Here is a 22,105-nt window from a genome sequence, read left to right on the forward strand (position 1 = left end):
GCGAGCGGGTCCTGCCGCGCGCCAGGCGGCGCTAGCCTCCGTACGCCCCCGATGCCGTCAGCCGCAGCGCCGTGTCGATCAGCGGAACGTGGCTGAAGGCCTGCGGGAAGTTCCCCACCTGCCGCTGCAGCTTCGGGTCCCACTCCTCGGCCAGCAGCCCCAGATCGTTGCGGAGCGAGAGCAGCCGCTCGAAGAGCCGCCGCGCCTCGTCGACCCGCCCGATCATCGCCAGGTCGTCGGCGAGCCAGAACGAGCACGCCAGGAACGCGCCCTCGTCGCCCTCAAGACCGTCCACGCCGGCGTCCTCGCCCGCGGTCGGGTAGCGCAGTATGAAGCCGTCCTCCGTGGACAGCTCCCGCTGGATGGCCTCGATGGTGCCGATGACCCGCTTGTCGTCCGGCGGCAGAAAACCCATCTGCGGAATCAGCAGCAGCGAGGCGTCCAGCTCCCTGGAGCCGTACGACTGCGTGAAGGTGTTGCGCTCCTGGTCGTACCCCTTCTCGCAGACATCGCGGTGGATGTCGTCGCGCAGCTCGCGCCATCGCTCGATCGGCCCGTCCGCGTCCCCGGACTCGATCAGCTTGATCGTCCGGTCGACCGCGACCCACGCCATCACCTTCGAGTGCACAAAGTGGCGGCGCGGCCCGCGCACCTCCCAGATGCCCTCGTCCGGCTGGTCCCAGTGCTTCTCCAGATAGCGGATGAGCTTGAGCTGGAGCAGCGAGGCGTAGTCGTTGCGGGCCAGACCCGTCATATGGGCCAGGTGCAGCGCCTCGGTGACCTCGCCGTACACATCCAGCTGGAGCTGGTGCGCGGCGCCGTTGCCGACCCGTACCGGAGAGGAGTTCTCATAGCCGGGCAGCCAGTCCAACTCGGCCTCGCCCAGCTCGCGTTCACCCGCGATCCCGTACATGATCTGCAGGTTCTCCGGGTCGCCCGCGACCGCACGCAGCAGCCACTCGCGCCAGGCACGGGCCTCCTCGCGGTAGCCCGTGCGCAGCAGCGACGACAGGGTGATCGCGGCGTCGCGCAGCCAGGTGTAGCGGTAGTCCCAGTTCCGTACGCCGCCGATCTCCTCCGGCAGCGAGGTCGTCGGCGCGGCCACGATCCCGCCCGTCGGCGCATAGGTGAGCGCCTTCAGCGTGATCAGCGAGCGGACCACGGCTTCGCGGTAGGGCCCGTGGTACGTGCAGTGCTCGACCCACTCCCGCCAGAAGTCCTCCGTCGCCTCCAGCGAGCCCTCCGGGTCCGGCAGCGCGGGCGGCTGGTGGTGCGAGGGCTGCCAGCTGATCGTGAAGGCGATCCGCTCGCCGGGGGCGATCGTGAAGTCGGAGTACGTGGTCAGATTCTTGCCGTACGTCTCCGCCGAGGTGTCCAGCCAGACCGAGTCGGGTCCGGCGACGGCGACCGTGCGCCCGTCGACCTTGTGCACCCAGGGCACCACACGTCCGTAGCTGAAGCGCATGCGCAGCGCCGAGCGCATCGGCACGCGCCCGCTCACGCCCTCGACGATCCGGATCAGCTGGGGAGCTCCGTCACGCGGCGGCATGAAATCCGTCACACGGACCGTGCCGCGTGGCGTGTCCCACTCCGATTCGAGGATCAGCGAGTCCCCGCGGTAGCGGCGGCGGGCGGCCTTAGGAGGCCCGGCTTCGGCGGAATGCGCCGGTCCCAGTCTCCAGAAACCGTGCTCCTCGGTGCCGAGCAGACCGGCAAAGACGGCATGCGAGTCGAAGCGGGGCAGGCACAGCCAGTCGGCCGTGCCGTCCCGGGAGACCAGGGCAGCGGTCTGCATGTCTCCGATGAGTGCGTAATCCTCGATGCGCCCGGCCACGTGCATCTCCAGTCGAACGGCCACGTCCGCCCCGTGGGGCGCTTACTGCGGTCAAGGGTCGTTGACGAGCGCGGTTTCCGGGTTGACGGGCGGGGATGTTGCCGTTACGCCGGCCTGGCTCGGCAGCGAGTGTCCGAGCAGGATACGACGCACCCTAATGATCCGCGCAGGGGTCTCGGCAACGCGACTGAGCCGCATGGGTGAGCGGGGGGTGAGTACTCGGTGAATGGCTTGCCAAGAGTGCATGCGTGGCCGGAAGCAGTCACCCGCTGGCGCTGATACCCTGGTACCCCGTGGACCGGTGGCCGTCCTGTGCACATCAGAGGCCCCGAAACCGCAGCGACGGCACCCCCCGGAAGGCTTGGGACGGACGCCGTGCACACTTCACCTCGCGACCACGGGAGCCCCCTCTTGGCGATGCCGCCCAAATCCATGACGACCAAGCACATCTTCGTCACCGGGGGTGTCGCCTCCTCCCTCGGCAAGGGCCTCACGGCCTCCAGCCTGGGCGCGCTGCTCAAGGCGCGGGGCCTGCGGGTCACGATGCAGAAGCTCGACCCGTATCTGAACGTCGACCCGGGCACGATGAACCCGTTCCAGCACGGCGAGGTGTTCGTCACCAACGACGGCGCCGAGACCGACCTGGACATCGGCCACTACGAGCGCTTCCTCGACGTGGACCTCGACGGCTCCGCCAACGTCACCACGGGCCAGGTCTACTCCACGGTCATCGCCAAGGAGCGGCGCGGCGAGTACCTGGGCGACACCGTCCAGGTCATCCCGCACATCACCAACGAGATCAAGCACCGCATCCGGCGCATGGCCACCGACGACGTCGACGTCGTGATCACCGAGGTCGGCGGCACGGTCGGTGACATCGAGTCGCTGCCGTTCCTGGAGACCGTGCGCCAGGTCCGTCACGAGGTCGGGCGCGACAACGTCTTTGTCGTTCACATCTCCTTGCTCCCATACATCGGCCCGTCCGGCGAGCTGAAGACCAAGCCGACGCAGCACTCGGTCGCGGCGCTGCGCAACATCGGTATTCAGCCGGACGCGATCGTGCTGCGCGCCGACCGCGAGGTGCCGACCGCGATCAAGCGCAAGATCTCGCTGATGTGCGACGTCGACGAGGCGGCCGTGGTCGCGGCCATCGACGCCAAGTCGATCTACGACATCCCCAAGGTGCTGCACACCGAGGGCCTGGACGCCTATGTCGTACGCAAGCTGGACCTGCCGTTCCGCGATGTCGACTGGACCACGTGGGACGACCTGCTCGACCGCGTCCACGATCCCGACCACGAGGTCACTGTCGCGCTGGTCGGCAAGTACATCGACCTGCCCGACGCCTATCTCTCGGTGACCGAGGCGCTGCGCGCCGGCGGCTTCGCGAACAAGGCCCGGGTCAAGGTCAAGTGGGTCACCTCCGACGACTGCAAGACCCCGGCGGACGCCGCCAGGCAGCTCGGCGACGTGGACGGGATCCTCATCCCCGGCGGCTTCGGCGACCGCGGTGTGACCGGCAAGGTCGGCGCGATCACCTACGCCCGGGAGAACAGGATCCCGCTGCTCGGTCTCTGCCTGGGCCTGCAGTGCATCGTGATCGAGGCCGCGCGCAACCTCGCCGAGATCCCCGAGGCGAACTCCACCGAGTTCGACGCCGCCACCGCCCACCCGGTGATCTCCACCATGGAGGAGCAGCTGGCGTATGTGGAGGGTGCGGGCGACCTCGGCGGGACGATGCGGCTGGGTCTGTACCCGGCGAAGCTCGCCGAGGGCTCGATCGTCCGCGAGGTCTACGACGACCAGCCGTACGTCGAGGAGCGCCACCGCCACCGCTACGAGGTGAACAACGCCTACCGCGCGGAGCTCGAGAAGAAGGCGGGCATCGTCTTCTCGGGAACCAGCCCGGACAACAAGCTCGTCGAGTACGTCGAGTACCCGCGCGAGGTGCACCCCTACCTGGTCGCCACCCAGGCGCACCCGGAGCTGCGCTCCCGCCCCACCCGTCCGCACCCGCTCTTCGCCGGCCTGGTGAAGGCGGCCGTGCAGCGGCAGCAGCAGGCGGGCAAGTAGCCGGCAGGCGATACGGTTGACCGGGGTATGGACCTTGCGGGGTCCGTGCCCCGGTTTTCTTTGCTCTTGGGAGGACGTTTTCATGGCCATCAAGGACACGCCCGAGGAGTGGCAGGTCACCGCGACCGCGACGCCGTTCCGGGGCAACAAGACGAGTGTCCGCACCGATGATGTGGTCATGCCCGACGGCAAGGTGGCCCGGCGCGACTACCAGGTCCACCCGGGCTCGGTCGCCGTGCTCGCCCTCGACGACGAGGGCCGCGTCCTCGTACTGCGCCAGTACCGCCACCCCGTGCGCCACAAGCTCTGGGAGATCCCGGCCGGCCTGCTCGACGTACCCGGAGAGAACCCGCTGCACGCCGCGCAGCGCGAGCTCTACGAGGAGGCGCACGTCAAGGCCGAGGACTGGCGGGTGCTGGTCGACGTATACCCCACGCCCGGCGGCTGCGACGAGGCCGTACGGATCTTCCTCGCCCGCGGTCTGTCGGAGGCCGAGGGGGAGCGCTTCGAGGTCTCCGAGGAGGAGGCCGACATGGAGCTCGCGCGCGTGTCGCTCGATGAGCTCGTACGGGGTGCGCTCGCCGGAGATCTGCACAACAACTGCCTCGTCGTGGGCGCCCTCGCGGCCACCGCCGCACTCGCGGGCGACGGCTTCGACGCGCTGCGGCCGGCCGAGGCAGCCTGGCCGGCCCGCCCCTTCGACGCCTGACCGTCAGCTTCAGGGCCCGGCGGCCGACCGGTCCGACGATCTGCTGATCCGATCGGGGGACGCTTCCGGCACGCTCCGCACGGATCGTTGCAGAGCGTGAACTACGCTCGGAACGCCCGTGCGGAGTCCCTGCGGGCTCGGCTCGTGCGCGGACTGGACGGGAGCGTGGCCCGTGGCGGATCAGGCAGTGGACGGGGGCGGCCGGGCCCCGGCGATTCGGCACCAATTCTTCGGACGGCAGCGGGAGTTGAAGTCCCTGCGGGCCGACATCGAACGGGCCGGTCTGGACACTCTCGCGGGACGCAAGGCGCCCCGAGCCCGGGTGCTGCTGATCGCCGGGCGGCCCGGATCGGGGCGCACCGCACTCGCGGAGGAACTGGCGGGCCGGCTCGCCGACGAATACCCGGACGGGGTGCTGCGCGCCCGGCTGACCGAGCCGGGCGGACGGCGGGTCCCCACCGAGGAGACCGCCCGCGAACTGCTGGACACCCTCGGCATCGCGGCGCCGCCCGGCGAGGGCGAGGACGAGCTGACCGAGAGGGTGCGCGAGGCGCTCGCCGTACGCCGGATGCTGCTGTTCCTCGACGACGCCCGGGACGCCGAACAGGTCGACCCGCTGCTGCCCGACAACCCCGACTGCCTGGCCGTGGCCGTCGCCGAGGGCCCGCTGACCGGGATTCCCGATGTACGGCCCTGCACGCTGGGCGGGATGGACGCCAAGGCCGCGATCGAACTGCTCGGCACCTTCGCCGGTGCGGTGCGGATCACCGTTGACCCGCAGGCCGCCGAGACCGTCGCCGAGGAGTGCGGCGGTCAGCCCGCCGCGCTGGTGCTGGTCGGCGGCTGGCTCGCGGCCCGGCCCAAGGCGTCGGTCGCCGATGCGGCCAAGCGGCTGCGCGCGCTGCCGGACGACGCTGAGCAGCCCAGCAGCGCCAGGCCGCTGGCCCGGGCCTTCCGGCTGGTGTACGAGTCCCTGCCGCAGCAGTCCGCCCGGATACTGCGACTGCTCGCCCTCGCCCCCGGCGGGCTCGCCGACCTGCACACCGCGTCCGCGCTGGCCGGCTGCTCGGTCGAGGCCGCGCGGGAGGCGCTGGACGACTTCACGGCCCTTGGCCTGATGCGTTCCGGCCATGGTCACTACGAGGTCCCGGCCTGCCTCGCACCGCTGCTGCGTGCCCTGATGGAGACGCAGGACCGGCCGGCCGAGGTGCAGCTGGCCAGGGCGCGGATGCTGGAGCGGGCCGTGCGGCAGCTGCAGTCCTGCCGCGCCGTCACCGAGCCGGACGGCTCGCCGGCCCGCAAGAAGCTGGCCGGGCTGCCGCGAGCGCTGCGTTTCGCCGGCCCGCAGGCTGCCGCCGAGTGGCTGCGTGTGCGGCAGCCCGCGCTGCTGGCAGCCGCCCGCCTCGCCGTGGCGGACGGCGATCTGGACACCCTGGCCCGACGGCTGGTCGCCGCGCTGGTCAAGGCGCTGGTCGCGCACCGCGGCACCGAGGCGGCGGCCCCCGAGCTCTATGGGCTGCACCAGCTGGTGCTCGGCGTGGCCGAGCGCCGGGGGCTGCACCGTGAGGAGGCGGCGGCACTGCTCAATCTCGCCGATCTGGACGCACAGACCGGCCGTGCCGAGGAGGCGCTGGCCCGCTACCGGGCGGCGCTGGACGCCGGGCGGGCCGCGAACGATCCGTATGCGACGGGCCGCGCGATGGAATCCGTAGGCGGTGCCTACCAGGAGCTGGGGGACTGGCAGCGGGCCGCCGACTGGTACGGGCGGGCGCTCACCCTGCGCCAGGCGCGCGGCGAGCGGGCGGACGAGGCACGGTTGTACGGGCGGCTGGGCGCCGCGCACACCTATGCGGGCCGGTACGGCGAGGCCCTGCGCAGCTGGCGCGCGGCGGTGGCCGGCTACCGCAGAATCGGCGATCTGCCGTCCCAGGCGCGAGCGTTGAGCGAGGCGGCTCGGGTACAGGAGTACGCGGGCCGGCCGGAGGATTCCCTGCGCACCTGCCAGGAGGCGGTGGAGTGGGCGCGGCAGGCCGGGGACGTGCGGCTGCAGGCCGCGCTGCAGCTCAGGCTGGCCGACACCCTCGACCGGCTGGGCGACCCGGCGGCCGCGCGGATGCACCGCGCCACCGCGGAGAGACTGCTCGGAGAGGAGGGTTCCGCCTGCGAAATCCGTAGTGCATCGGCGAAAGATTAATGCTTTGTAAGGCTAGACAGCGCGAAGTCCTTCATTAGACTGGCTCTGCCACGTGTTCTCGTGGTGTCATCCGGTGCGCCGTGCGTATCCGGGTATGTATGGCTATGCCCCCTGTATCCCCTGAGCCAAGGACCGTGATCGACGTGAAGGTCGGCATCCCCCGCGAGGTCAAGAACAATGAGTTCCGGGTGGCGATCACCCCCGCCGGTGTGCACGAGCTGGTGCGCCACGGCCACCAGGTCTTCATCGAGCAGAACGCCGGTGTCGGCTCCTCGATCACGGATGAAGAGTTCATCGGCGCCGGTGCGCAGATCCTGCCCACCGCCGACGAGGTCTGGGCCACCGCCGACCTGCTGCTGAAGGTCAAGGAGCCCATCGCCGAGGAGTACCACCGCCTCCGCAAGGACCAGACGGTCTTCACCTACCTGCACCTCGCCGCCTCCCGCGAGTGCACGGACGCGCTGCTGGAGTCCGGCACCACCGCCATCGCGTACGAGACGGTGGAGACCGCGAACCGCGCGCTGCCGCTGCTCGCCCCGATGTCCGAGGTCGCGGGCCGGCTGGCCCCGCAGGTGGGCGCCTACCACCTGATGCGTTCGGTCGGCGGCCGCGGTGTGCTGCCCGGCGGCGTCCCGGGCACTGCGGCCGGCGAGGCTGTCGTCATCGGCGGCGGCGTCTCCGGCTGGAACGCCACGCAGATCGCCGTCGGCATGGGCTTCCATGTCACGCTGCTCGACAAGGACATCAACAAGCTGCGCGAGGCCGACAAGGTCTTCGGCACCAAGGTGAAGACGATCGTCTCCAACGCCTACGAGCTGGAGAAGGCCGTTGTCGAGGCGGACCTCGTCATCGGTGCGGTTCTCATCCCGGGCGCCAAGGCCCCGAAGCTGGTCACCAACGAGCTCGTCGCCAAGATGAAGCCCGGAAGTGTACTTGTCGACATTGCAATCGATCAGGGTGGCTGCTTCGAGGACTCGCGTCCGACCACCCACGCCGAGCCGACCTTCATGGTCCACAACTCGGTCTTCTACTGCGTCGCCAACATGCCCGGTGCGGTGCCGAACACCTCCACCTATGCGCTCACCAATGCGACGCTGCCGTACATCGTGGAGCTCGCCAACCGCGGCTGGGTCGAGGCGCTGCGCCGTGACCCCGCGCTCGCCAAGGGCCTCAACACCCATGACGGCCAGGTCGTTTACGGTCCGGTCGCCGAGGCGCACGGCCTGCAGAGCGTCGAACTGAACGCGCTCCTCGGCTGACGGTCAACGCGCAGCGTCAACATCACCCGCACGGCCGGACCTTGTAGCGCAAGGTCCGGCCGCACGTATATCCGACCGCTTTGCACCGCTCGATCAACTCGCCTCGAACGTAACCCTTTAACCGATTCGCCCACCCTCGAAACCGGAGTGCCAGGTCACGCCGGGACCCCTGAGCACCCTTGACAGAAGGGTGTTCGGTTGCCGACACATCGGGCCGGGTCCGGTGGATTGTGTTGCTGCGGACCGGTGACACGCCATAGAGTCGCCAACCGTCGGCATGATGCCACGCTGACCTATCGATAAAGTCCTGGTCACGTCCAAGGAGGTAAGACGACTTGTGAATGAGTCGACATTTTCTCCCGGGGGTGGTCAACCAGGAATGCCTGCGCGGGGCCAGGTCCCGTCAAGGGAACAGCCCGGGCGCCAGGCTGTCGGCTCCGTCGCTGTCCGAACCTTCGAGACGCACCAGCACACGACGCACATGACGTCAGCCCACACGATGAAGATGATGGACGGCCAACACGTGAACGCCATGGCCGGCAACGAGAGTGGCCGAGAGTCCACCCACTTCGCCGCCTACGAGGAAGTCCCCGAAGGGCACTTCTACGACCCCGATGCCGAGTACGAGCCCGATCCCGAGTACGCAGCCACCCTCGCCCCTGACGCCGCGCGTCAGCGCCGCGAGCGGATCGGCCCCACCGGGCGGCCGCTGCCGTACTTCCCGATCCCGGGCCCGCTGACCTCCCACGGTCCCGCGAAGATCATCGCGATGTGCAACCAGAAGGGCGGCGTCGGCAAGACGACGTCGACCATCAACCTGGGCGCCGCGCTCGCCGAGTACGGACGGCGTGTGCTGCTCGTCGACTTCGACCCGCAGGGAGCCCTGTCGGTCGGCCTCGGCGTCAACCCGATGGAGCTGGACCTCACCGTCTACAACCTGCTCATGGAGCGGGGCATGTCGGCGGACGAGGTGCTGCTGAAGACCGCCGTGCCCAATATGGACCTGCTGCCGAGCAACATCGATCTCTCGGCCGCGGAAGTGCAGTTGGTGAGCGAGGTCGCGCGCGAGTCGACGCTGCAGCGCGCGCTGAAGCCGCTGCTGTCCGACTACGACTACGTCGTGATCGACTGCCAGCCGTCGCTGGGTCTGCTCACGGTGAACGCGCTGACCGCCGCGCACAAGGTGATCGTGCCGCTCGAGTGCGAGTTCTTCGCGCTGCGCGGTGTCGCCCTGCTGACGGAGACGATCGAGAAGGTCCAGGAGCGGCTCAACCCCGACCTGGAGCTCGACGGCATCCTCGCCACGATGTACGACTCCCGTACGGTGCACAGCCGCGAGGTGCTGGCGCGGGTGGTCGAGGCGTTCGACGATCACGTCTACCACACGGTGATCGGGCGGACGGTGCGCTTCCCGGAGACCACGGTCGCAGGTGAGCCGATCACCACGTACGCATCGAACTCGGTCGGCGCCGCCGCGTACCGCCAGCTCGCCAGGGAGGTGCTCGCCCGGTGTCACGCCGAGTGAGTCTGCCCGGGGCCGACGAACTGTTCCGTACGACCGGGGGAATGGGGCTGCAGGCTTCCTCTCCCGCGGCGCAGCGCCGCAAGGCGAACGGCGAGCCGCGGGTGCCGGCGCCGGCGGGGGAGAGCAACCCGGTGGGGGAGGCGGCGGCCGAGTCGTCGCCGTCGGCCCCCTCTTCGGAGGAGCACTCCGCCGCGGAGCCGGACTCGTCCGCGGAGGGACGGGCGCGGGAGCCTGAGGCCGCGTCCCCGTCGGACGGGGCGAAGGGGCGGCGTCCGCAGGATGCGTCCGCGTCCGCTGCGTCTGCTGCCGCGCCGCAGGCCGGGCAATCGCGTCGGCGGGGGCGTGGTGCCAACCGTCGCCCCAGTGGCCGCGAACGGCACGACGAGAAGATCACGGTCTATGTCTCGGCCGAGGAACTGATGGACCTCGAGCATGCGCGGCTGGTGCTGCGCGGCGAGCACGGGCTGGCCGTGGACCGCGGGCGGATCGTCCGCGAGGCGGTGGCGGTGGTACTGGCGGATCTTGAGCAGCGGGGCGACGCGAGCATCCTCGTACGACGTCTGCGCGGGCGCTGACGGTAGCCTGCGCGCTGCCCCTGCTTGCCCCTGCCGCTCCTGGACCGCGATGCCCCCGACCGACGAATCCGCCCACCCCCAGCCTTCGGCCGGGGCAACCCCCGCCCCGCCCCGCCGCTCACTGGGGCGTGGCCCGGGCGCGACCCGGGACGGGCCGGCTTCGCCTGCGCCGCCCCTTGCTGAGTCCGGGGGCGAGCCCTCAGACCTCGGTCAGCCGCTTCGTGACGGCGACCGGGTCTCAGCCTCGGGCGCGGAGGAGGCACCGGAGGGCGAGCCGGAACGCCAGCCTCAGGCGGCCGCCCAGGCCTCGGCCGACGGTCCGGCGGCGGCAGCCGAGCCGGCCGAGGCACCGGCCGCCGCGGCCGAGCCCGACCCCGCTCCCGAGCCCGACCCCGCTCCCGAGGGCGACGCCGTCGACGACGGGCGGTTCAAAGTTCGGCTTGCCAACTTTGAAGGGCCCTTCGACCTGCTGCTGCAGCTCATCGCCAAGCACAAGCTCGATGTGACCGAGGTCGCCCTCTCAAAGGTCACCGATGAGTTCATGCAGCACATCCGCGCCATGGGCAACGACTGGGATCTCGATCAGACCACCGAGTTCCTCGTTGTCGCCGCCACCCTGCTCGACCTCAAGGCCGCGCGGCTGCTCCCCTCCGCCGAGGTGGAGGACGAGGCGGACCTCGCGCTGCTCGAAGCCCGCGACCTGCTCTTCGCGCGGCTGTTGCAGTACCGCGCGTACAAGCAGATCGCCGAGATCTTCAGCGCGCGGCTGGAGGAAGAGGGCAAGCGGTATCCCCGTACCGTCGGGCTCGAGCCCCAGCACGCCGAGCTGCTGCCCGAGGTCGTCATCAGCATCGGCGCCGAGGGCTTCGCCAAGCTCGCGGTCAAGGCCATGCAGCCCAAGCCCAAGCCGCAGGTGTACGTGGACCACATCCACGCGCCCCTCGTCAGCGTCCGCGAGCAGGCCGAGGTCGTCGTCGCGCTGCTGCGGGAGCGGGGGCAGGCCACCTTCCGGGAGCTCGTCGAGGGCGCCGGTGACACACTCACCGTGGTCGCCCGCTTCCTCGCCCTCCTGGAGCTCTACCGCGAGAAGGCCGTCGCTCTCGACCAGGAGGACGCCCTGGGCGAGCTCCTGGTCAAGTGGACCGGCGGCGAACAGGACGCGACCGTCACCGACGAATTCGATCAAGAGGTTCGCGAGAGCCAGGAGGAGGAGAACGAGTGAGTGAGCTCAAGCCCGCCCTCGAAGCGGTCCTCATGGTCGTCGACGAGCCGGCCACCGAGGAGCACCTCGCCAAGGTCCTGGAGCAGCCGCGCCGGGCTGTCGCCGACGCGCTGCGGGAGCTGGCGGACGAGTACACCGTTCAGGGCCGCGGCTTCGAGCTGCGGCTCGTCGCGGGCGGCTGGCGGTTCTATTCGCGCGCCGAGCACGCCGACGCCGTGGAGCGCTTCGTACTCGACGGGCAGCAGGCCCGCCTCACCCAAGCCGCCCTGGAGACCCTCGCGGTGGTCGCCTACCGCCAGCCGGTCAGCCGTTCGCGCGTCTCCGCCGTACGCGGAGTGAACTGTGACGGCGTCATGCGCACCCTCCTCCAGCGCGGTCTGGTCGAGGAGGCGGGCGCGGAACCTGAAACAGGTGCGATCCTGTACAGGACGACGAACTACTTTCTGGAGCGGATGGGCCTGCGTGGCCTGGACGAGCTCCCGGAGCTCGCGCCCTTCCTTCCCGAGGCGGAGGCGATCGAGGCCGAGACGCAAGAGGGTGTGCCGTCGTTCGATCCGGACGCACCGGACACCGACGCAGACGACAAGACGGAATTTTGATGCGAAGCAGCGGCAGGAACAGCGGAAGCGGCAACCGGGACTCCCGGGGAGCCGGCGGGAACCGGGACTCCCGGGGCACCGGCGGCAAGGGGCGTGACGACAAGCAGGGGCAGCGCCCCCGCCGCCCCCGTCCCGAGGAGCGCCGCTATGACGTGGGCGGTTCCGCCGAGGAGGGTGGCCCCCGCAAGGGCCGTGGCGCGGCCGCGCGCGGCGGTGCCAAGGGGGGCCCGAAGCCTGCGCAGAAGCCCCAGGGGGCGCGGCGCGGCGCGCCGTCCCGCCCGCGTGAGCTCGACGCCAAGATCGAGCAGCGCAACCGGGACCGGTACGCCGACAAGCCGCAGGTCAAGACTCCCAAGACCTTCCCCGGCGCCGAGCAGGAGGGCGAGCGGCTGCAGAAGGTGCTGGCCAGGGCGGGCATGGGCTCGCGCCGCGCCTGTGAGGAGCTGATCGACCAGGCCCGCGTCGAGGTCAACGGCAAGATCGTCGTCGAGCAGGGGCTGCGCGTGGACCCCGACAAGGACGAGATCAAGGTCGACGGGCTGACCGTCGCCACCCAGTCGCACCTCTTCTTCGCGCTGAACAAGCCGGCCGGTGTCGTATCCACGATGGAGGACCCGGACGGCCGCCAGTGCCTCGGCGACTACGTCACCAACCGCGAGACCCGTCTCTTCCATGTCGGCCGGCTCGACACCGAGACCGAGGGCATCATCCTGCTCACCAACCACGGCGAGCTGGCCCACCGGCTGACCCACCCCAAGTACGGCGTGAAGAAGACCTACCTGGCGGCGATCCAGGGCCCGCTCCCGCGTGAGCTGGGCAAGCGGCTCAAGGACGGCATCCAGCTCGACGACGGGTACGCCCGTGCGGACCACTTCCGGGTCGTCGAGAACACCGGCAAGAACTACCTCGTCGAAGTGACCCTGCACGAGGGCCGCAAGCACATCGTGCGCCGGATGCTCGCCGAGGCGGGCTTCCCGGTCGACAAGCTCGTACGCACCTCCTTCGGGCCGATCGCGCTCGGCGACCAGAAGTCCGGCTGGCTGCGCCGCCTGACCAACACGGAGGTCGGCATGCTGATGAAGGAAGTCGGCCTGTAGTCGCACCACTTCACGCACCACCCCTCTCGCAGAAAGCCCGCGGTCACCTTCGGCCGCGGGCTTCTCGCATCTTGTGGACCGGCCCGTCCGCCTTTATAGTCAACATGACTATTAAGGAGGCGGGCGTGAGTCTCGCGGACATCCTCGGCCCCCTGCAGCAGCCGCTGTTCACCGTGCTCGACACCCCGGTGAGCTGGACCGAGGTCCTCGGCTTCGGCAGCGGCGCGCTCTGCGTCTGGCTCGTCGCCCGTCAGCACATCGCCAACTGGCCGATCGGCATTGCCAACAACCTGTTCTTCATCCTGCTCTTCACCCAGACCGGCCTGTATGCGGACGCGGGCCTGCAAGTCGTCTTCATCGCCCTCGCCGTGTACGGCTGGTGGACCTGGACCCACGGGGGTGGACCAGGTCACGACGGCCTCCCGGTGCGGCGCACCACGCACACCGAGTGGATCTGGCTGCTCGCGGCGGGGGTGGTGGGGACCCTCGGACTGACGCTCCTCCTCGACCGCAACACCGACTCGAGCGTCCCCTTCTGGGACGCGCTCACCACCGCCCTGTCGCTGACGGCGACATACGGGCAGTGCCGCAAGCGCCTCGAGTCCTGGTGGCTGTGGATCGCGGCCGACGTCGTCTACATCCCGCTCTACGCGTACAAGGAGCTCTACCTCACCTCCCTGCTGTACGCCGGCTTCATGACCCTCTGCGTCAGCGGGCTGCGCAGCTGGTCGCGCGATCTGCTGGCGGAGCGGCGGGACTTGGCGGCGGTGCGGGCATGAAGCGCTATCGGCACGGGCTGGTGCTCGGCAAGTTCTATCCGCCGCACGCGGGGCACCACCATCTCGTACGGACGGCCAAGGACCGCTGCGAGAAGCTGACCGTCCTGGTCTGCGCCGCCTCGGTGGAGTCGATCCCGCTGCGGGAACGCGTCCGCTGGATGGAGGAGGTCCACCAGAACGTCTGGGTCGTCGGGGCGCTGGACGATGTGCCGGTGGACCTCACCGACCCGGCCGTCTGGGACGCGCACATGGCGATCTTCCGGGAGGCCGTCCCGGACGCCGTCGACGCCGTGTTCACCTCCGAACCGTACGGGGACGAACTCGCCCGGCGCTTCGGCGCCGAGCATGTCTGCGTGGACGCGGACCGCTCGCTCTTCCCGGTCTCCGGGACCACCGTCCGCAAGGACCCGGTCGGCTGCTGGGACTACCTGGAGCGGCCGGTACGGGCATGGCTCACCCGCCGGGTCGTCGTACTCGGGGCCGAGTCCACCGGCACCACCACCATGGCCCGCGCGCTCGCCGAGCACTACCAGCGGCGTGGCGGAGTCTGGTCGAGCACGCGCTGGGTGCCCGAGTGCGGCCGGGACTACAGCGAGCGGAAGCTGGCCGCCCTGCGTGAGAAGTGGCCGGAAAGCCAGTGGGAGGACGTCGAGTTCACCTCCGACGAGTTCCCCGTGATCGCCAAGCGGCAGAACCGCAGGGAGAACCGGGCCGCCCGCAACGGCTCGCCCGTGCTCTTCTGCGACACCGACTCCTTCGCCACCGCCGTCTGGCACGAGCGATACCTCGGCGGCCGCAATCCGTTCGTGGAGGAGATCGCCGACCGGGTCACCCACCATCTGTGGCTGCTCACCGACCACGAGGGCGTGGCCTTCGAGGACGACGGGCTGCGCGACGGCGAGGAGCTGCGGCCCTGGATGACCGGTCGTTTCAGGGACGAACTCACCCGCACCGGGCGCAGGTTCATCACGCTCGCCGGACCGCACGAGCAGCGGCTCGCCACCGCCGTCGCCGCGGTGGACGCCCTCATCGACGAGGGCTGGGACCTCGCCGATCCTCCCCCTACGCCCTGCGGGCGTGGGGGGACCCCCACTCCGGAGAAACGATGATGGAAGGCTACGACCCGGGCGCCTTCCCGCCCTTCGCGGTCACCGTCGACCTCGCCGTCTTCACGGTCCGCGAGGGACGGCTGCACGTCCTGCTCGTTCGGCGCGGGGAAGAGCCGTACCGGGGCGCCTGGGCGCTGCCCGGCGGCTTCGTACGCCCCAGGGAGTCCGCCGGGATCGCCGCGCGCCGCGAACTGGCCGAGGAGACGGGCCTGTCGCAGCAGACCATCGCCGACCTCCATCTGGAACAGCTGCGGACCTACAGCGACCCCGACCGCGACCCGAGGATGCGGGTCGTGTCCGTCGCGTACACCGCGCTGCTGCCGGATCTGCCGGAGCCGCGCGGCGGCGGGGACGCGGCGCACGCCCAGTGGATGCCGCTGGGGGACGCGCCCGGGCTCGCCTTCGACCACGACCGGATCCTCGCCGACGCGCACGAGCGGATCGGCGCCAAGCTCGAGTACACCTGCCTCGCCACCAGCTTCTGCCCGCCCGAGTTCACGCTCGGCGAGCTGCAACAGGTGTACGAGACGGTCTGGGGCGTCGAGATCGACCGCCCCAACTTCCGGCGCAAAGTCCTTGCCACGCCCGGCTTCGTCGAGCAGGTCGAGGGCAGGCCGCGCCGCACCGGCGGCCGCGGGAAACCGGCCGCGCTCTATCGGGCGGGGGCTGCATCGGCCCTGCACCCGCCACTCCTGCGACCGGAAGGACGGCAGCCATGACCGCCATCAGGACCACCAGGACCATCACCAAACAAGCGGCCACCGGCTCGCTGATCGGGCTTGCGCTCGGGGACGCGCTCGGCTTCCCCACCGAGTTCAGCGATGTGCCGCGGATTCTCGCCACCCACGGGCCGTGGCGGGAGATGGACCTTCCCCGGCCCGCGATCGTCACGGACGACACTCAGATGACGATCGCCCTGGCGCGCGGCATCCGCACCGCGATGGACCGCGGGCTGCTGGTCGCCTCCCGGCTGACGCGACCGGTGCGCGAGGAGTTCGTCGACTGGTACCACTCCCCGGAGAACAACCGTGCCCCCGGCCGCACCTGCATGGTGGCCTGCCAGAAACTCGACAGCGACCGGCCCTGGCAGGAGGCGAGCCAGATCGGCTCCAAGGGCTGCGGCGCCAATATGCGGGTCGCGCCCGTGGGACTCGTACCGGGGCTGAGCGAGGAACAGCGCGCGGGAGCGGCGCAGTTGCAGTCCGCGCTCACCCACGGCCACCCGACGGCGCTCGCGGCGAGCGATCTGACGGCCCGCGCCGTCCACCTGCTCGCGCAGGGCGCGGAGCCGATGGGGCTGGTGGGCCAGCTGCGCTCGTACGCGTACGAGAACCGCAGCCGGTACTACGAGCGCTGGCTGGGCAATCTGTGGACCTACTCGCACGACCCGACGCCCGAGGCCTTCATGGCCCGCGGCTGGGACGAGTGCCTGCAGACCCTGGAACGGCTCGCGACGGCACTGCGCACGGCGAACCCGGAGACGGACCCGTGCCTGGCCACGGGCGACGGATGGATCGCCGAGGAAGCACTCGCCACCGCGCTGCTGTGCTTCCTGCTCTTCCCCGAAGAGCCGGTGATGGCGCTGCGCCGGGCCGCCTGCACGAAGGGTGACTCGGACTCCATAGCCTGCCTGGCGGGCGCGTTCGCAGGGGCACATCTGGGCGCGGGGGCATGGCCCAAGGAGTGGTCGGAGCGGATCGAGTACCGCAGCGATCTGCTGTCGCTCGGCGCGCTCTGGGACTCTTGATGCATGACTGACGCACAGACTGAGGCACTGACTGATCCGCTGGGCATGGAGCTCGGGCTCGTCGTCGCCGAACAGAGCGACCCGCTGCTCTTCGCCACCGTCTCCGGGGCGCATCTGTACGGATTCCCGTCCCGGGACTCGGACGTGGATCTGCGCGGTGTCCATCTGCTGCCGGTCGAGGATCTGCTGGGGCTGAGCGAGCCGGACGAGACCCGGTCCCGGATGTGGGACCGGGACGGCGTCGAGATGGATCTGGTCACGCACGACGTGCGGAAGTTCGTACGGCTGATGCTGCGGCGCAACGGCTATGTGCTGGAGCAGCTGCTCTCGCCGCTCGTGGTGCACACATCGGACGCGCACGCGGAGCTGGTGGCGCTCGCCCCCGGCGTGCTCACGGGCCACCACGCCCACCACTACCGGGGGTTCGCCAACACCCAGTGGCGACTCTTCGTGAAGACCGGGGAGCTGAAGCCGCTCCTGTACACCTTCCGCGCGCTGCTCACCGGCATCCATCTGATGCGCAGCGGCGAGGTGCAGGCCCATCTGCCCACGCTGCTCGGAGAGGTCGACGCCCCGGGGCAGTTGCCCGAACTGATCGCGGCCAAGGCGAACGCCGAACACGGCCCCGCATCCGGGGTCGACCTGGAAGAGGCGCGCGCCGACGTCGAAGCGCTGCTCGCCGTGCTCGGCGAGGCGCGGCAGGCCACGCGGCTACCCGACGAGCCCACCGTCTACGACGCGCTGCGCGACTTCGTCGTCCGCATACGACTGGAGCGCTGAGGCCCGGCGGGTGCGGAGGAGGAAGTCCTCGACCCGTGCCCTGTCGGGTTCGGGCGGCAGCGGGGAGCCCGGCGCGGCCGCGTCGGCCTCGGCGCTGAGGCGGGTCATCCACTCCTCGACCCGCTGCCACGGCACTTCGCCGCGCTTGACCGCGAGCAGCCGCTCCCGGTCCGCGCCGACGTCGATCACCAGCTCGCCCGTGCGCAGCAGATCGCGGCAGCTGCCGAGCAGCCGCAGCAGATGCATCGCATGCTTCCAGCGCGGCGCCCCGTGCCGGCCCACGTCCGACTCCAGCTTCCGTCGCTGGCCCTGCGCATAGCGCGCGAACGTCTGGTGGGCCCGGCGGGACAGGAAAGCTCCGCGCAGCGAGAGCAGTTCGCGGCCGGTGTCGTCGATGCGCTCGACGAGCGGTGAGTGCAGACACTCCAGGACATTGGGATTCGCGCGCAGCGACAGTTCGCAGAACCGCTGCAGCTCCCAGCTGAACTGCTCCTCGGCCGGGCCCTCGAGATGGGTCGGAGGCTTCTCGAAGCGCCAGAACAACGGCGTGGGCGCGAGGAAGACCCCGCGGCGGTCCGTGTCGCTGCCGTCCGTGGCGAGCCCGAAGGCGCGTGACCCCATCACGCAGGAGTAGACCGTGTGGTCGCGCACCAGGTCCACCGAGGTCATGCGCGAGAGATTACGCGAGGGGGCCAGGTCCTGCCCGGCAGGATCGGCCGGACAGTACCTAGGCCAGCAGGATGGTGTCCCCGGAGACCGTGATCTGCTTCGGCGGCAGTGGCTTCGGCGCGGGGCCGCCCGCCACGGAGCCGTCCGCGATGCGGTACTTGCTGCCGTGGCACGGGCAGTTGATGATGCCGTCCGCGATCGTCTTGACCGTGCAGCCCTGGTGGGTGCAGATCGCGGAGAAGGCCTTGAACTCGCCCGACTGCGGCTGGGTCACCACGACCTTCTGGGCGTCGAAGACCTTGCCGCCGTCCACCGGGATGTCGGAGGTCTTGGCGAGCACCTCACCGGCGGGCGGCGACGCCGCCGCGGTGCCGCTCGGCTCGCCGCTGGGTGTGGCAGGCTGCGTGGTCGGCGTCTTCGACGCCGCGCCGCCGCCGCTGTCCCCGTATTCACTGCAACCGGCCACCAGTGCGGCGGCACCCGCAGCGCCCGCCGCAAGCACCGTCCGTCGCCGCGCTTCCATGGCTGTCTCCTTATGTCGTGTCATGTCGTCACCCCCACCGTGCGGAAGAACCACAGCGCCGAGGTCAGCCAGATCACCGTGAGCGCCGTGAAGGCAGCTCCGCCGACGACCGGCAGCAGCCAGCCAGGCAGCCGTTCCGTTCGCAGCAGGAGCATCTTGGCGCTGAATGCGCCGAAGAAGAAGCAACCGAGCAGCGAGTGCCACATCACGCGCGTGCTGTACGTCTGATAGCCCAGTGCGTACAGGCAGTGGACCGCAACGGGCACCGCCAGCAGGAACGCGACCCGGCCCGACCAGCGGTGCAGAGCCGGGGTCCAGGAAGCGGCGCGCAGGCCCGGCAGCCGGCCGTACATCACGAGCGCCGAGCCGAGCTGTACGAGGGCGAAGACGAAGGAGGCCGTGCCCAGCCAGGACTTGACCGCCCCGGTGCTGCTGAAGCCGGCGAGGTTGAACGCCGTGCCGGCCGGGTCGTGCACTCTTCCGTATGCCCCGAGCCCGACCGCGACCGCGGCGGCCACCAGGGCGGGGACGAGGAAGCTCGCCGCGCTCGGGCGGGTAGCCCCGCCCGGCGGGGCGGGGTAGGAGGTGGTGCGGGCGTTGGGGTCCACGGGGCCGAAGCTCATGACGCACCTCAGGGGACGACGGGGCGGGCGGTGAGCCGGGTGCCGTCCACCACGACGGCGCCGGATGCGGGGTCGATCCGGGGCGCGGCGGCGGGCTTGCCGTCCCGGTTGAGGATGCCGACCTGGCGGCCGTTCTGCAGAACGATCCAGCCACCGTCGATCTTCGCGCCGCGCACCTCGGCGGTGGCGCGGTACAGGCCGGACGGTCGGACCGCCCTGGCGGCGGTGAACTGCCAGGTCCGGTCCCGGATTTCGACCGTACCGTCGATCTTCCCGGCGCGCAGAACGCCGTCGAGCCGGGCGCCGTTCCGGCCGGTCAGCCGCATGCTGCCGTCGTCCTTGACGTCGCCCTTCAGCCACGACTCCTGGCTGCTGCCGTCACAGAAGTACCCGATCGCTTTCCCGTCACGTACGGATACGGAGACGGCGGCGGTGTCGTCGGCCGTACGGCCCGCGTAGTCGGAGTCGGGCGCCGGGGTCGGCGTGAGGGAGGGGGACGCGGGCGGCGCCGTGCTCGGGGCGGCCGTCGCGGGGCCCGTCGGCGTAGGTGTCGCGGTGGCCCCGTCGTACGAGGAACTGGCCTTCGTCCCCGACGTGGCATTGAGCGAGAGCATGAAAATGCCCAGCAACAGCCCGGCCAGCAGTGTGAACAGTGGTCCTGACGGCTTCATGGGCGGCCTTCCCCGGTGGGTGGGGCATGCTCAGACCCACCATGCAACTGCACCCGCAGCGGCGCGTCCAGTCGTACGCTGCTTCACGCCCAGGGCGTGAGCTCCCGCGCGTGTCCGTCCATGTCCCGGCGCACCGCGAGCACTCCGGTGACGGCCGCCCGCTCGATCGGCCCGTACACATGCGGGAAGACCATGTCCGCGGAGCCCTCCCAGCGGACCTCGGCACCGAGCCCGGATTCGTCTATCCGGAGCACCAGCAGGTCCGGCACGTCCCGGTAGAGGCCGTCGGCGATGGCGAGTGCGGCCGGCTCGTCGGGCGAGCAGTGCACAAAGCCCTCGGTGGCCAGCGAGGCGGGAGCGTACGGACGGTCCACGTCCGCAGTCCATTCGTCCACGGGAACGACATGAAAGAGCATGTCGCCAGTTGTAGCGCAAGGCCCGACCCGGGGGGAGCGGGGGCAGGCGGTCGCGCGCTTCGTCTCGGAGGGCGGTCGCCGCGGCCGTCCGCTCCGGGGCGTGACTACGCTGAATGCAGCACTCGCACATGAAGGAGCACGACGTGGCGGTACGAGCGGTCCGTGGAGCCGTCCAGCTGGAACGGGACGAGGCCGGGCACATGGACGAGCAGGTCAGCGAGCTGCTCACCGCCATCCTGGAGCGCAATGCCCTCACCACGGACGACCTGATCAGCGTCTGGTTCACCGCGACGCCCGATCTGCACAGCGACTTCCCGGCGGCCGCGGCTCGCAAGCTCGGCATTGTCGATGTACCGCTGATCTGCGCCCAGGAGCTGGACATCGTCGGGGCCATGCCGCGCGTCGTACGGATACTCGCCCATGTCGAGTCCGATCTGCCCAAATCCGAGATCGCGCACGTGTACCTCGGTGCCGCGGCCGCCCTGCGCAAGGACATCGCCCAGTGAGAACCGCTGTCGTCATCGGAACCGGCCTGATCGGCACCTCAGCGGCCCTCGCCCTGGCGGGGCGCGGAGTCGCCGTCCACCTCGTGGACCACGACCCGGAGCGGGCCCGTACGGCCGCCGCGCTCGGCGCGGGCACGGACGAGGCGCCGGAGGGCCGGGTCGACCTCGTGATCGTCGCCGTACCGCCCGCGCATGTCGCCACCGCGCTCGCCGACGCGATGCGTGCCGGGATCGCCCGCGGTTATCTCGACGTGGCGAGCGTCAAGGGCGGCCCGCGGCGCGAGCTGGAGGCGCTGGGGCTCGACCTGAGCGGGTACATCGGCACGCATCCGATGTCGGGCAAGGAACGCTCGGGCCCGCTGGCGGCGACCGCGGACCTCTTCGAGGGCCGCCCGTGGGTGCTGACGCCCACGCGCGAGACCGACACCGAGGTCCTCAACCTCGCCCTGGAGCTGGTGGCGCTCTGCCGGGCCGTCCCGGTGGTCATGGACGCCGACGCCCACGACCGGGCGGTGGCGCTCGTCTCCCACACCCCGCAGCTGATCTCCTCGATGGTCGCGGCGCGGCTGGAGGACGCGGACGACACGGCCGTACGGCTCTGTGGCCAGGGCATCCGCGACGTCACCCGGATCGCGGCGTCCGACCCCCGGATGTGGGTCGAGATTCTTTCCGCGAACCCGGGCCCGGTGGCCGACGTACTGGCCGGGGTGGCGGAGGATCTGGACGAGACGGTCCAGGCGCTGCGGGCGCTGCAGTCCTCCGACGAGTCCAAGCGCCAGGACGGGGTCGAGGGCATCGAGGACGTCCTGCTCCGCGGCAACGCGGGCCGGGCCCGGGTCCCGGGCAAGCACGGCGCCGCTCCGGCGTCGTACGAGATCGTGGCGGTCCTGATCAGCGACCAGCCCGGCGAGCTGGCCCGGATCTTCGCGGACGCGGGCCGCGCGGGCGTGAACATCGAGGACGTCCGCATCGAACACGCGACGGGCCAGCAGGCGGGCCTGGTCCAGCTGATGGTGGAGCCCGCGGCGGCGACGGTCCTGACGGCATCCCTGCGCGAACGGGGCTGGTCGATCCGGCAGTGACCCCGCCGGCTGCGGTTCGGCGCGGCGTCCGGGTGAACCGTTGCCGCCGTCCGTGTGTAAAGGCGGCCCCGAGTACTCGGTAACCTTGTTCGGGGCCCATCGGCAATTCCGCC

Annotated in this window: 22 protein-coding genes; 16 read left to right on the forward strand and 6 right to left on the reverse strand. The window is 70.7% G+C overall.

What is annotated here, in order from left to right; translation table 11 throughout:
• Positions 1 to 31: 31 nt before the first annotated feature.
• Positions 32 to 1,834 carry a glycoside hydrolase family 15 protein gene (locus tag ACQEVG_RS10835; protein ID WP_432985243.1) on the reverse strand — a complete coding sequence of 601 codons (1,803 nt, stop codon included), beginning with the start codon at positions 1,832 to 1,834 and terminating at the stop codon, positions 32 to 34.
• Between the two features lie 417 nt (positions 1,835 to 2,251).
• Between ACQEVG_RS10835 and ACQEVG_RS10840 the strand changes: the two genes are divergently transcribed.
• From ACQEVG_RS10840 to ACQEVG_RS10905, 14 genes are all read left to right on the forward strand, one after another.
• Positions 2,252 to 3,907, forward strand: coding sequence for a CTP synthase (locus ACQEVG_RS10840; protein ID WP_432980592.1), 1,656 nt, complete (start codon positions 2,252 to 2,254; stop codon positions 3,905 to 3,907).
• Between the two features lie 82 nt (positions 3,908 to 3,989).
• A complete protein-coding gene (locus tag ACQEVG_RS10845; protein ID WP_432980595.1) occupies positions 3,990 to 4,616 on the forward strand; it encodes an NUDIX domain-containing protein in 627 nt (208 codons plus the stop codon).
• A 172-nt stretch (positions 4,617 to 4,788) separates the two neighbouring features.
• Positions 4,789 to 6,810 carry a tetratricopeptide repeat protein gene (locus ACQEVG_RS10850; RefSeq protein WP_432980598.1) on the forward strand — a complete coding sequence of 674 codons (2,022 nt, stop codon included), beginning with the start codon at positions 4,789 to 4,791 and terminating at the stop codon, positions 6,808 to 6,810.
• Positions 6,811 to 6,953: 143 nt separating this feature from the next.
• Positions 6,954 to 8,069, forward strand: coding sequence for an alanine dehydrogenase (gene ald / locus ACQEVG_RS10855; protein WP_432985246.1), 1,116 nt, complete (start codon positions 6,954 to 6,956; stop codon positions 8,067 to 8,069).
• A 379-nt stretch (positions 8,070 to 8,448) separates the two neighbouring features.
• The gene (locus ACQEVG_RS10860) at positions 8,449 to 9,594 is read left to right on the forward strand and encodes a ParA family protein (protein ID WP_432980601.1); all 1,146 of its coding nucleotides are present in this window, start codon (positions 8,449 to 8,451) and stop codon (positions 9,592 to 9,594) included.
• Positions 9,591 to 10,169 (forward strand): hypothetical protein, encoded by a 579-nt coding sequence (locus ACQEVG_RS10865; RefSeq protein WP_432985249.1) that lies wholly within the window; start codon positions 9,591 to 9,593, stop codon positions 10,167 to 10,169. The genes ACQEVG_RS10860 and ACQEVG_RS10865 overlap by 4 nt, the downstream gene beginning before the upstream one ends.
• A 49-nt stretch (positions 10,170 to 10,218) precedes the next feature.
• Positions 10,219 to 11,391: a segregation and condensation protein A gene (locus ACQEVG_RS10870; RefSeq protein ID WP_432980604.1), complete on the forward strand. Its 1,173-nt coding sequence runs from the start codon at positions 10,219 to 10,221 to the stop codon at positions 11,389 to 11,391.
• Positions 11,388 to 11,990 (forward strand): SMC-Scp complex subunit ScpB, encoded by a 603-nt coding sequence (gene scpB, locus ACQEVG_RS10875; protein ID WP_404727272.1) that lies wholly within the window; start codon positions 11,388 to 11,390, stop codon positions 11,988 to 11,990. The genes ACQEVG_RS10870 and scpB overlap by 4 nt, the downstream gene beginning before the upstream one ends.
• Positions 11,990 to 13,087 (forward strand): pseudouridine synthase, encoded by a 1,098-nt coding sequence (locus tag ACQEVG_RS10880; protein WP_404727273.1) that lies wholly within the window; start codon positions 11,990 to 11,992, stop codon positions 13,085 to 13,087. Before scpB ends, ACQEVG_RS10880 begins: the two co-directional genes overlap by 1 nt.
• A gap of 125 nt (positions 13,088 to 13,212) precedes the next feature.
• Positions 13,213 to 13,866 (forward strand): nicotinamide riboside transporter PnuC, encoded by a 654-nt coding sequence (gene pnuC / locus ACQEVG_RS10885; RefSeq protein ID WP_432980609.1) that lies wholly within the window; start codon positions 13,213 to 13,215, stop codon positions 13,864 to 13,866.
• Positions 13,863 to 14,975: an AAA family ATPase gene (locus ACQEVG_RS10890; protein ID WP_432980612.1), complete on the forward strand. Its 1,113-nt coding sequence runs from the start codon at positions 13,863 to 13,865 to the stop codon at positions 14,973 to 14,975. The genes pnuC and ACQEVG_RS10890 overlap by 4 nt, the downstream gene beginning before the upstream one ends.
• Positions 14,972 to 15,694, forward strand: a complete 723-nt coding sequence (locus ACQEVG_RS10895; protein WP_432980615.1) for an NUDIX hydrolase — start codon at positions 14,972 to 14,974, stop codon at positions 15,692 to 15,694. Before ACQEVG_RS10890 ends, ACQEVG_RS10895 begins: the two co-directional genes overlap by 4 nt.
• Positions 15,691 to 16,722 (forward strand): ADP-ribosylglycohydrolase family protein, encoded by a 1,032-nt coding sequence (locus tag ACQEVG_RS10900; RefSeq protein WP_432980618.1) that lies wholly within the window; start codon positions 15,691 to 15,693, stop codon positions 16,720 to 16,722. The genes ACQEVG_RS10895 and ACQEVG_RS10900 overlap by 4 nt, the downstream gene beginning before the upstream one ends.
• A gap of 3 nt (positions 16,723 to 16,725) precedes the next feature.
• A complete protein-coding gene (locus tag ACQEVG_RS10905; RefSeq protein ID WP_432980621.1) occupies positions 16,726 to 17,502 on the forward strand; it encodes a nucleotidyltransferase domain-containing protein in 777 nt (258 codons plus the stop codon).
• Here ACQEVG_RS10905 and ACQEVG_RS10910 read toward each other — a convergent pair.
• The 5 genes from ACQEVG_RS10910 to ACQEVG_RS10930 form a co-directional block, all read right to left on the reverse strand.
• Positions 17,434 to 18,171: a nucleotidyltransferase domain-containing protein gene (locus tag ACQEVG_RS10910; RefSeq protein ID WP_432980624.1), complete on the reverse strand. Its 738-nt coding sequence runs from the start codon at positions 18,169 to 18,171 to the stop codon at positions 17,434 to 17,436. The genes ACQEVG_RS10905 and ACQEVG_RS10910 overlap by 69 nt on opposite strands.
• A 58-nt stretch (positions 18,172 to 18,229) precedes the next feature.
• Positions 18,230 to 18,694, reverse strand: a complete 465-nt coding sequence (locus ACQEVG_RS10915; protein ID WP_432980627.1) for a Rieske (2Fe-2S) protein — start codon at positions 18,692 to 18,694, stop codon at positions 18,230 to 18,232.
• A 20-nt stretch (positions 18,695 to 18,714) separates the two neighbouring features.
• Entirely contained in the window at positions 18,715 to 19,317 is a 603-nt protein-coding gene (locus ACQEVG_RS10920) for a DUF6529 family protein (protein ID WP_432980630.1), read from the reverse strand.
• Positions 19,318 to 19,325: 8 nt separating this feature from the next.
• Positions 19,326 to 19,988 (reverse strand): hypothetical protein, encoded by a 663-nt coding sequence (locus tag ACQEVG_RS10925; protein WP_432980633.1) that lies wholly within the window; start codon positions 19,986 to 19,988, stop codon positions 19,326 to 19,328.
• A gap of 83 nt (positions 19,989 to 20,071) precedes the next feature.
• The gene (locus tag ACQEVG_RS10930; RefSeq protein ID WP_432980636.1) at positions 20,072 to 20,404 is read right to left on the reverse strand and encodes a DUF952 domain-containing protein; all 333 of its coding nucleotides are present in this window, start codon (positions 20,402 to 20,404) and stop codon (positions 20,072 to 20,074) included.
• A gap of 143 nt (positions 20,405 to 20,547) precedes the next feature.
• On the opposite strand from ACQEVG_RS10930, the gene aroH reads away from it, so the two are divergent.
• Positions 20,548 to 20,910: a chorismate mutase gene (gene aroH / locus ACQEVG_RS10935; protein WP_432985252.1), complete on the forward strand. Its 363-nt coding sequence runs from the start codon at positions 20,548 to 20,550 to the stop codon at positions 20,908 to 20,910.
• A complete protein-coding gene (locus ACQEVG_RS10940) occupies positions 20,907 to 21,992 on the forward strand; it encodes a prephenate dehydrogenase (protein WP_432980639.1) in 1,086 nt (361 codons plus the stop codon). The genes aroH and ACQEVG_RS10940 overlap by 4 nt, the downstream gene beginning before the upstream one ends.
• Positions 21,993 to 22,105: the final 113 nt, after the last annotated feature.

Source organism: Streptomyces sp. CA-135486 (assembly GCF_050936555.1).
Classification (GTDB): Bacteria; Actinomycetota; Actinomycetes; order Streptomycetales; family Streptomycetaceae; genus Streptomyces.

Excerpts from the sequence above, each read along its gene's own strand:
- ACQEVG_RS10840 (WP_432980592.1), top strand. The coding sequence starts at position 2,252 with ATGCCGCCCAAATCCATGACGACCAAGCACATCTTCGTCACCGGGGGT.
- ACQEVG_RS10845 (WP_432980595.1), top strand. The coding sequence starts at position 3,990 with ATGGCCATCAAGGACACGCCCGAGGAGTGGCAGGTCACCGCGACCGCG.
- ACQEVG_RS10860 (WP_432980601.1), top strand. The coding sequence starts at position 8,449 with ATGCCTGCGCGGGGCCAGGTCCCGTCAAGGGAACAGCCCGGGCGCCAG.
- ACQEVG_RS10870 (WP_432980604.1), top strand. The coding sequence starts at position 10,219 with ATGCCCCCGACCGACGAATCCGCCCACCCCCAGCCTTCGGCCGGGGCA.
- ACQEVG_RS10880 (WP_404727273.1), top strand. The coding sequence starts at position 11,990 with ATGCGAAGCAGCGGCAGGAACAGCGGAAGCGGCAACCGGGACTCCCGG.
- ACQEVG_RS10890 (WP_432980612.1), top strand. The coding sequence starts at position 13,863 with ATGAAGCGCTATCGGCACGGGCTGGTGCTCGGCAAGTTCTATCCGCCG.
- ACQEVG_RS10895 (WP_432980615.1), top strand. The coding sequence starts at position 14,972 with ATGATGGAAGGCTACGACCCGGGCGCCTTCCCGCCCTTCGCGGTCACC.
- ACQEVG_RS10900 (WP_432980618.1), top strand. The coding sequence starts at position 15,691 with ATGACCGCCATCAGGACCACCAGGACCATCACCAAACAAGCGGCCACC.
- ACQEVG_RS10905 (WP_432980621.1), top strand. The coding sequence starts at position 16,726 with ATGACTGACGCACAGACTGAGGCACTGACTGATCCGCTGGGCATGGAG.
- ACQEVG_RS10910 (WP_432980624.1), bottom strand. The coding sequence starts at position 18,171 with ATGACCTCGGTGGACCTGGTGCGCGACCACACGGTCTACTCCTGCGTG.
- ACQEVG_RS10915 (WP_432980627.1), bottom strand. The coding sequence starts at position 18,694 with ATGGAAGCGCGGCGACGGACGGTGCTTGCGGCGGGCGCTGCGGGTGCC.
- ACQEVG_RS10920 (WP_432980630.1), bottom strand. The coding sequence starts at position 19,317 with ATGAGCTTCGGCCCCGTGGACCCCAACGCCCGCACCACCTCCTACCCC.
- ACQEVG_RS10925 (WP_432980633.1), bottom strand. The coding sequence starts at position 19,988 with ATGAAGCCGTCAGGACCACTGTTCACACTGCTGGCCGGGCTGTTGCTG.
- ACQEVG_RS10930 (WP_432980636.1), bottom strand. The coding sequence starts at position 20,404 with ATGCTCTTTCATGTCGTTCCCGTGGACGAATGGACTGCGGACGTGGAC.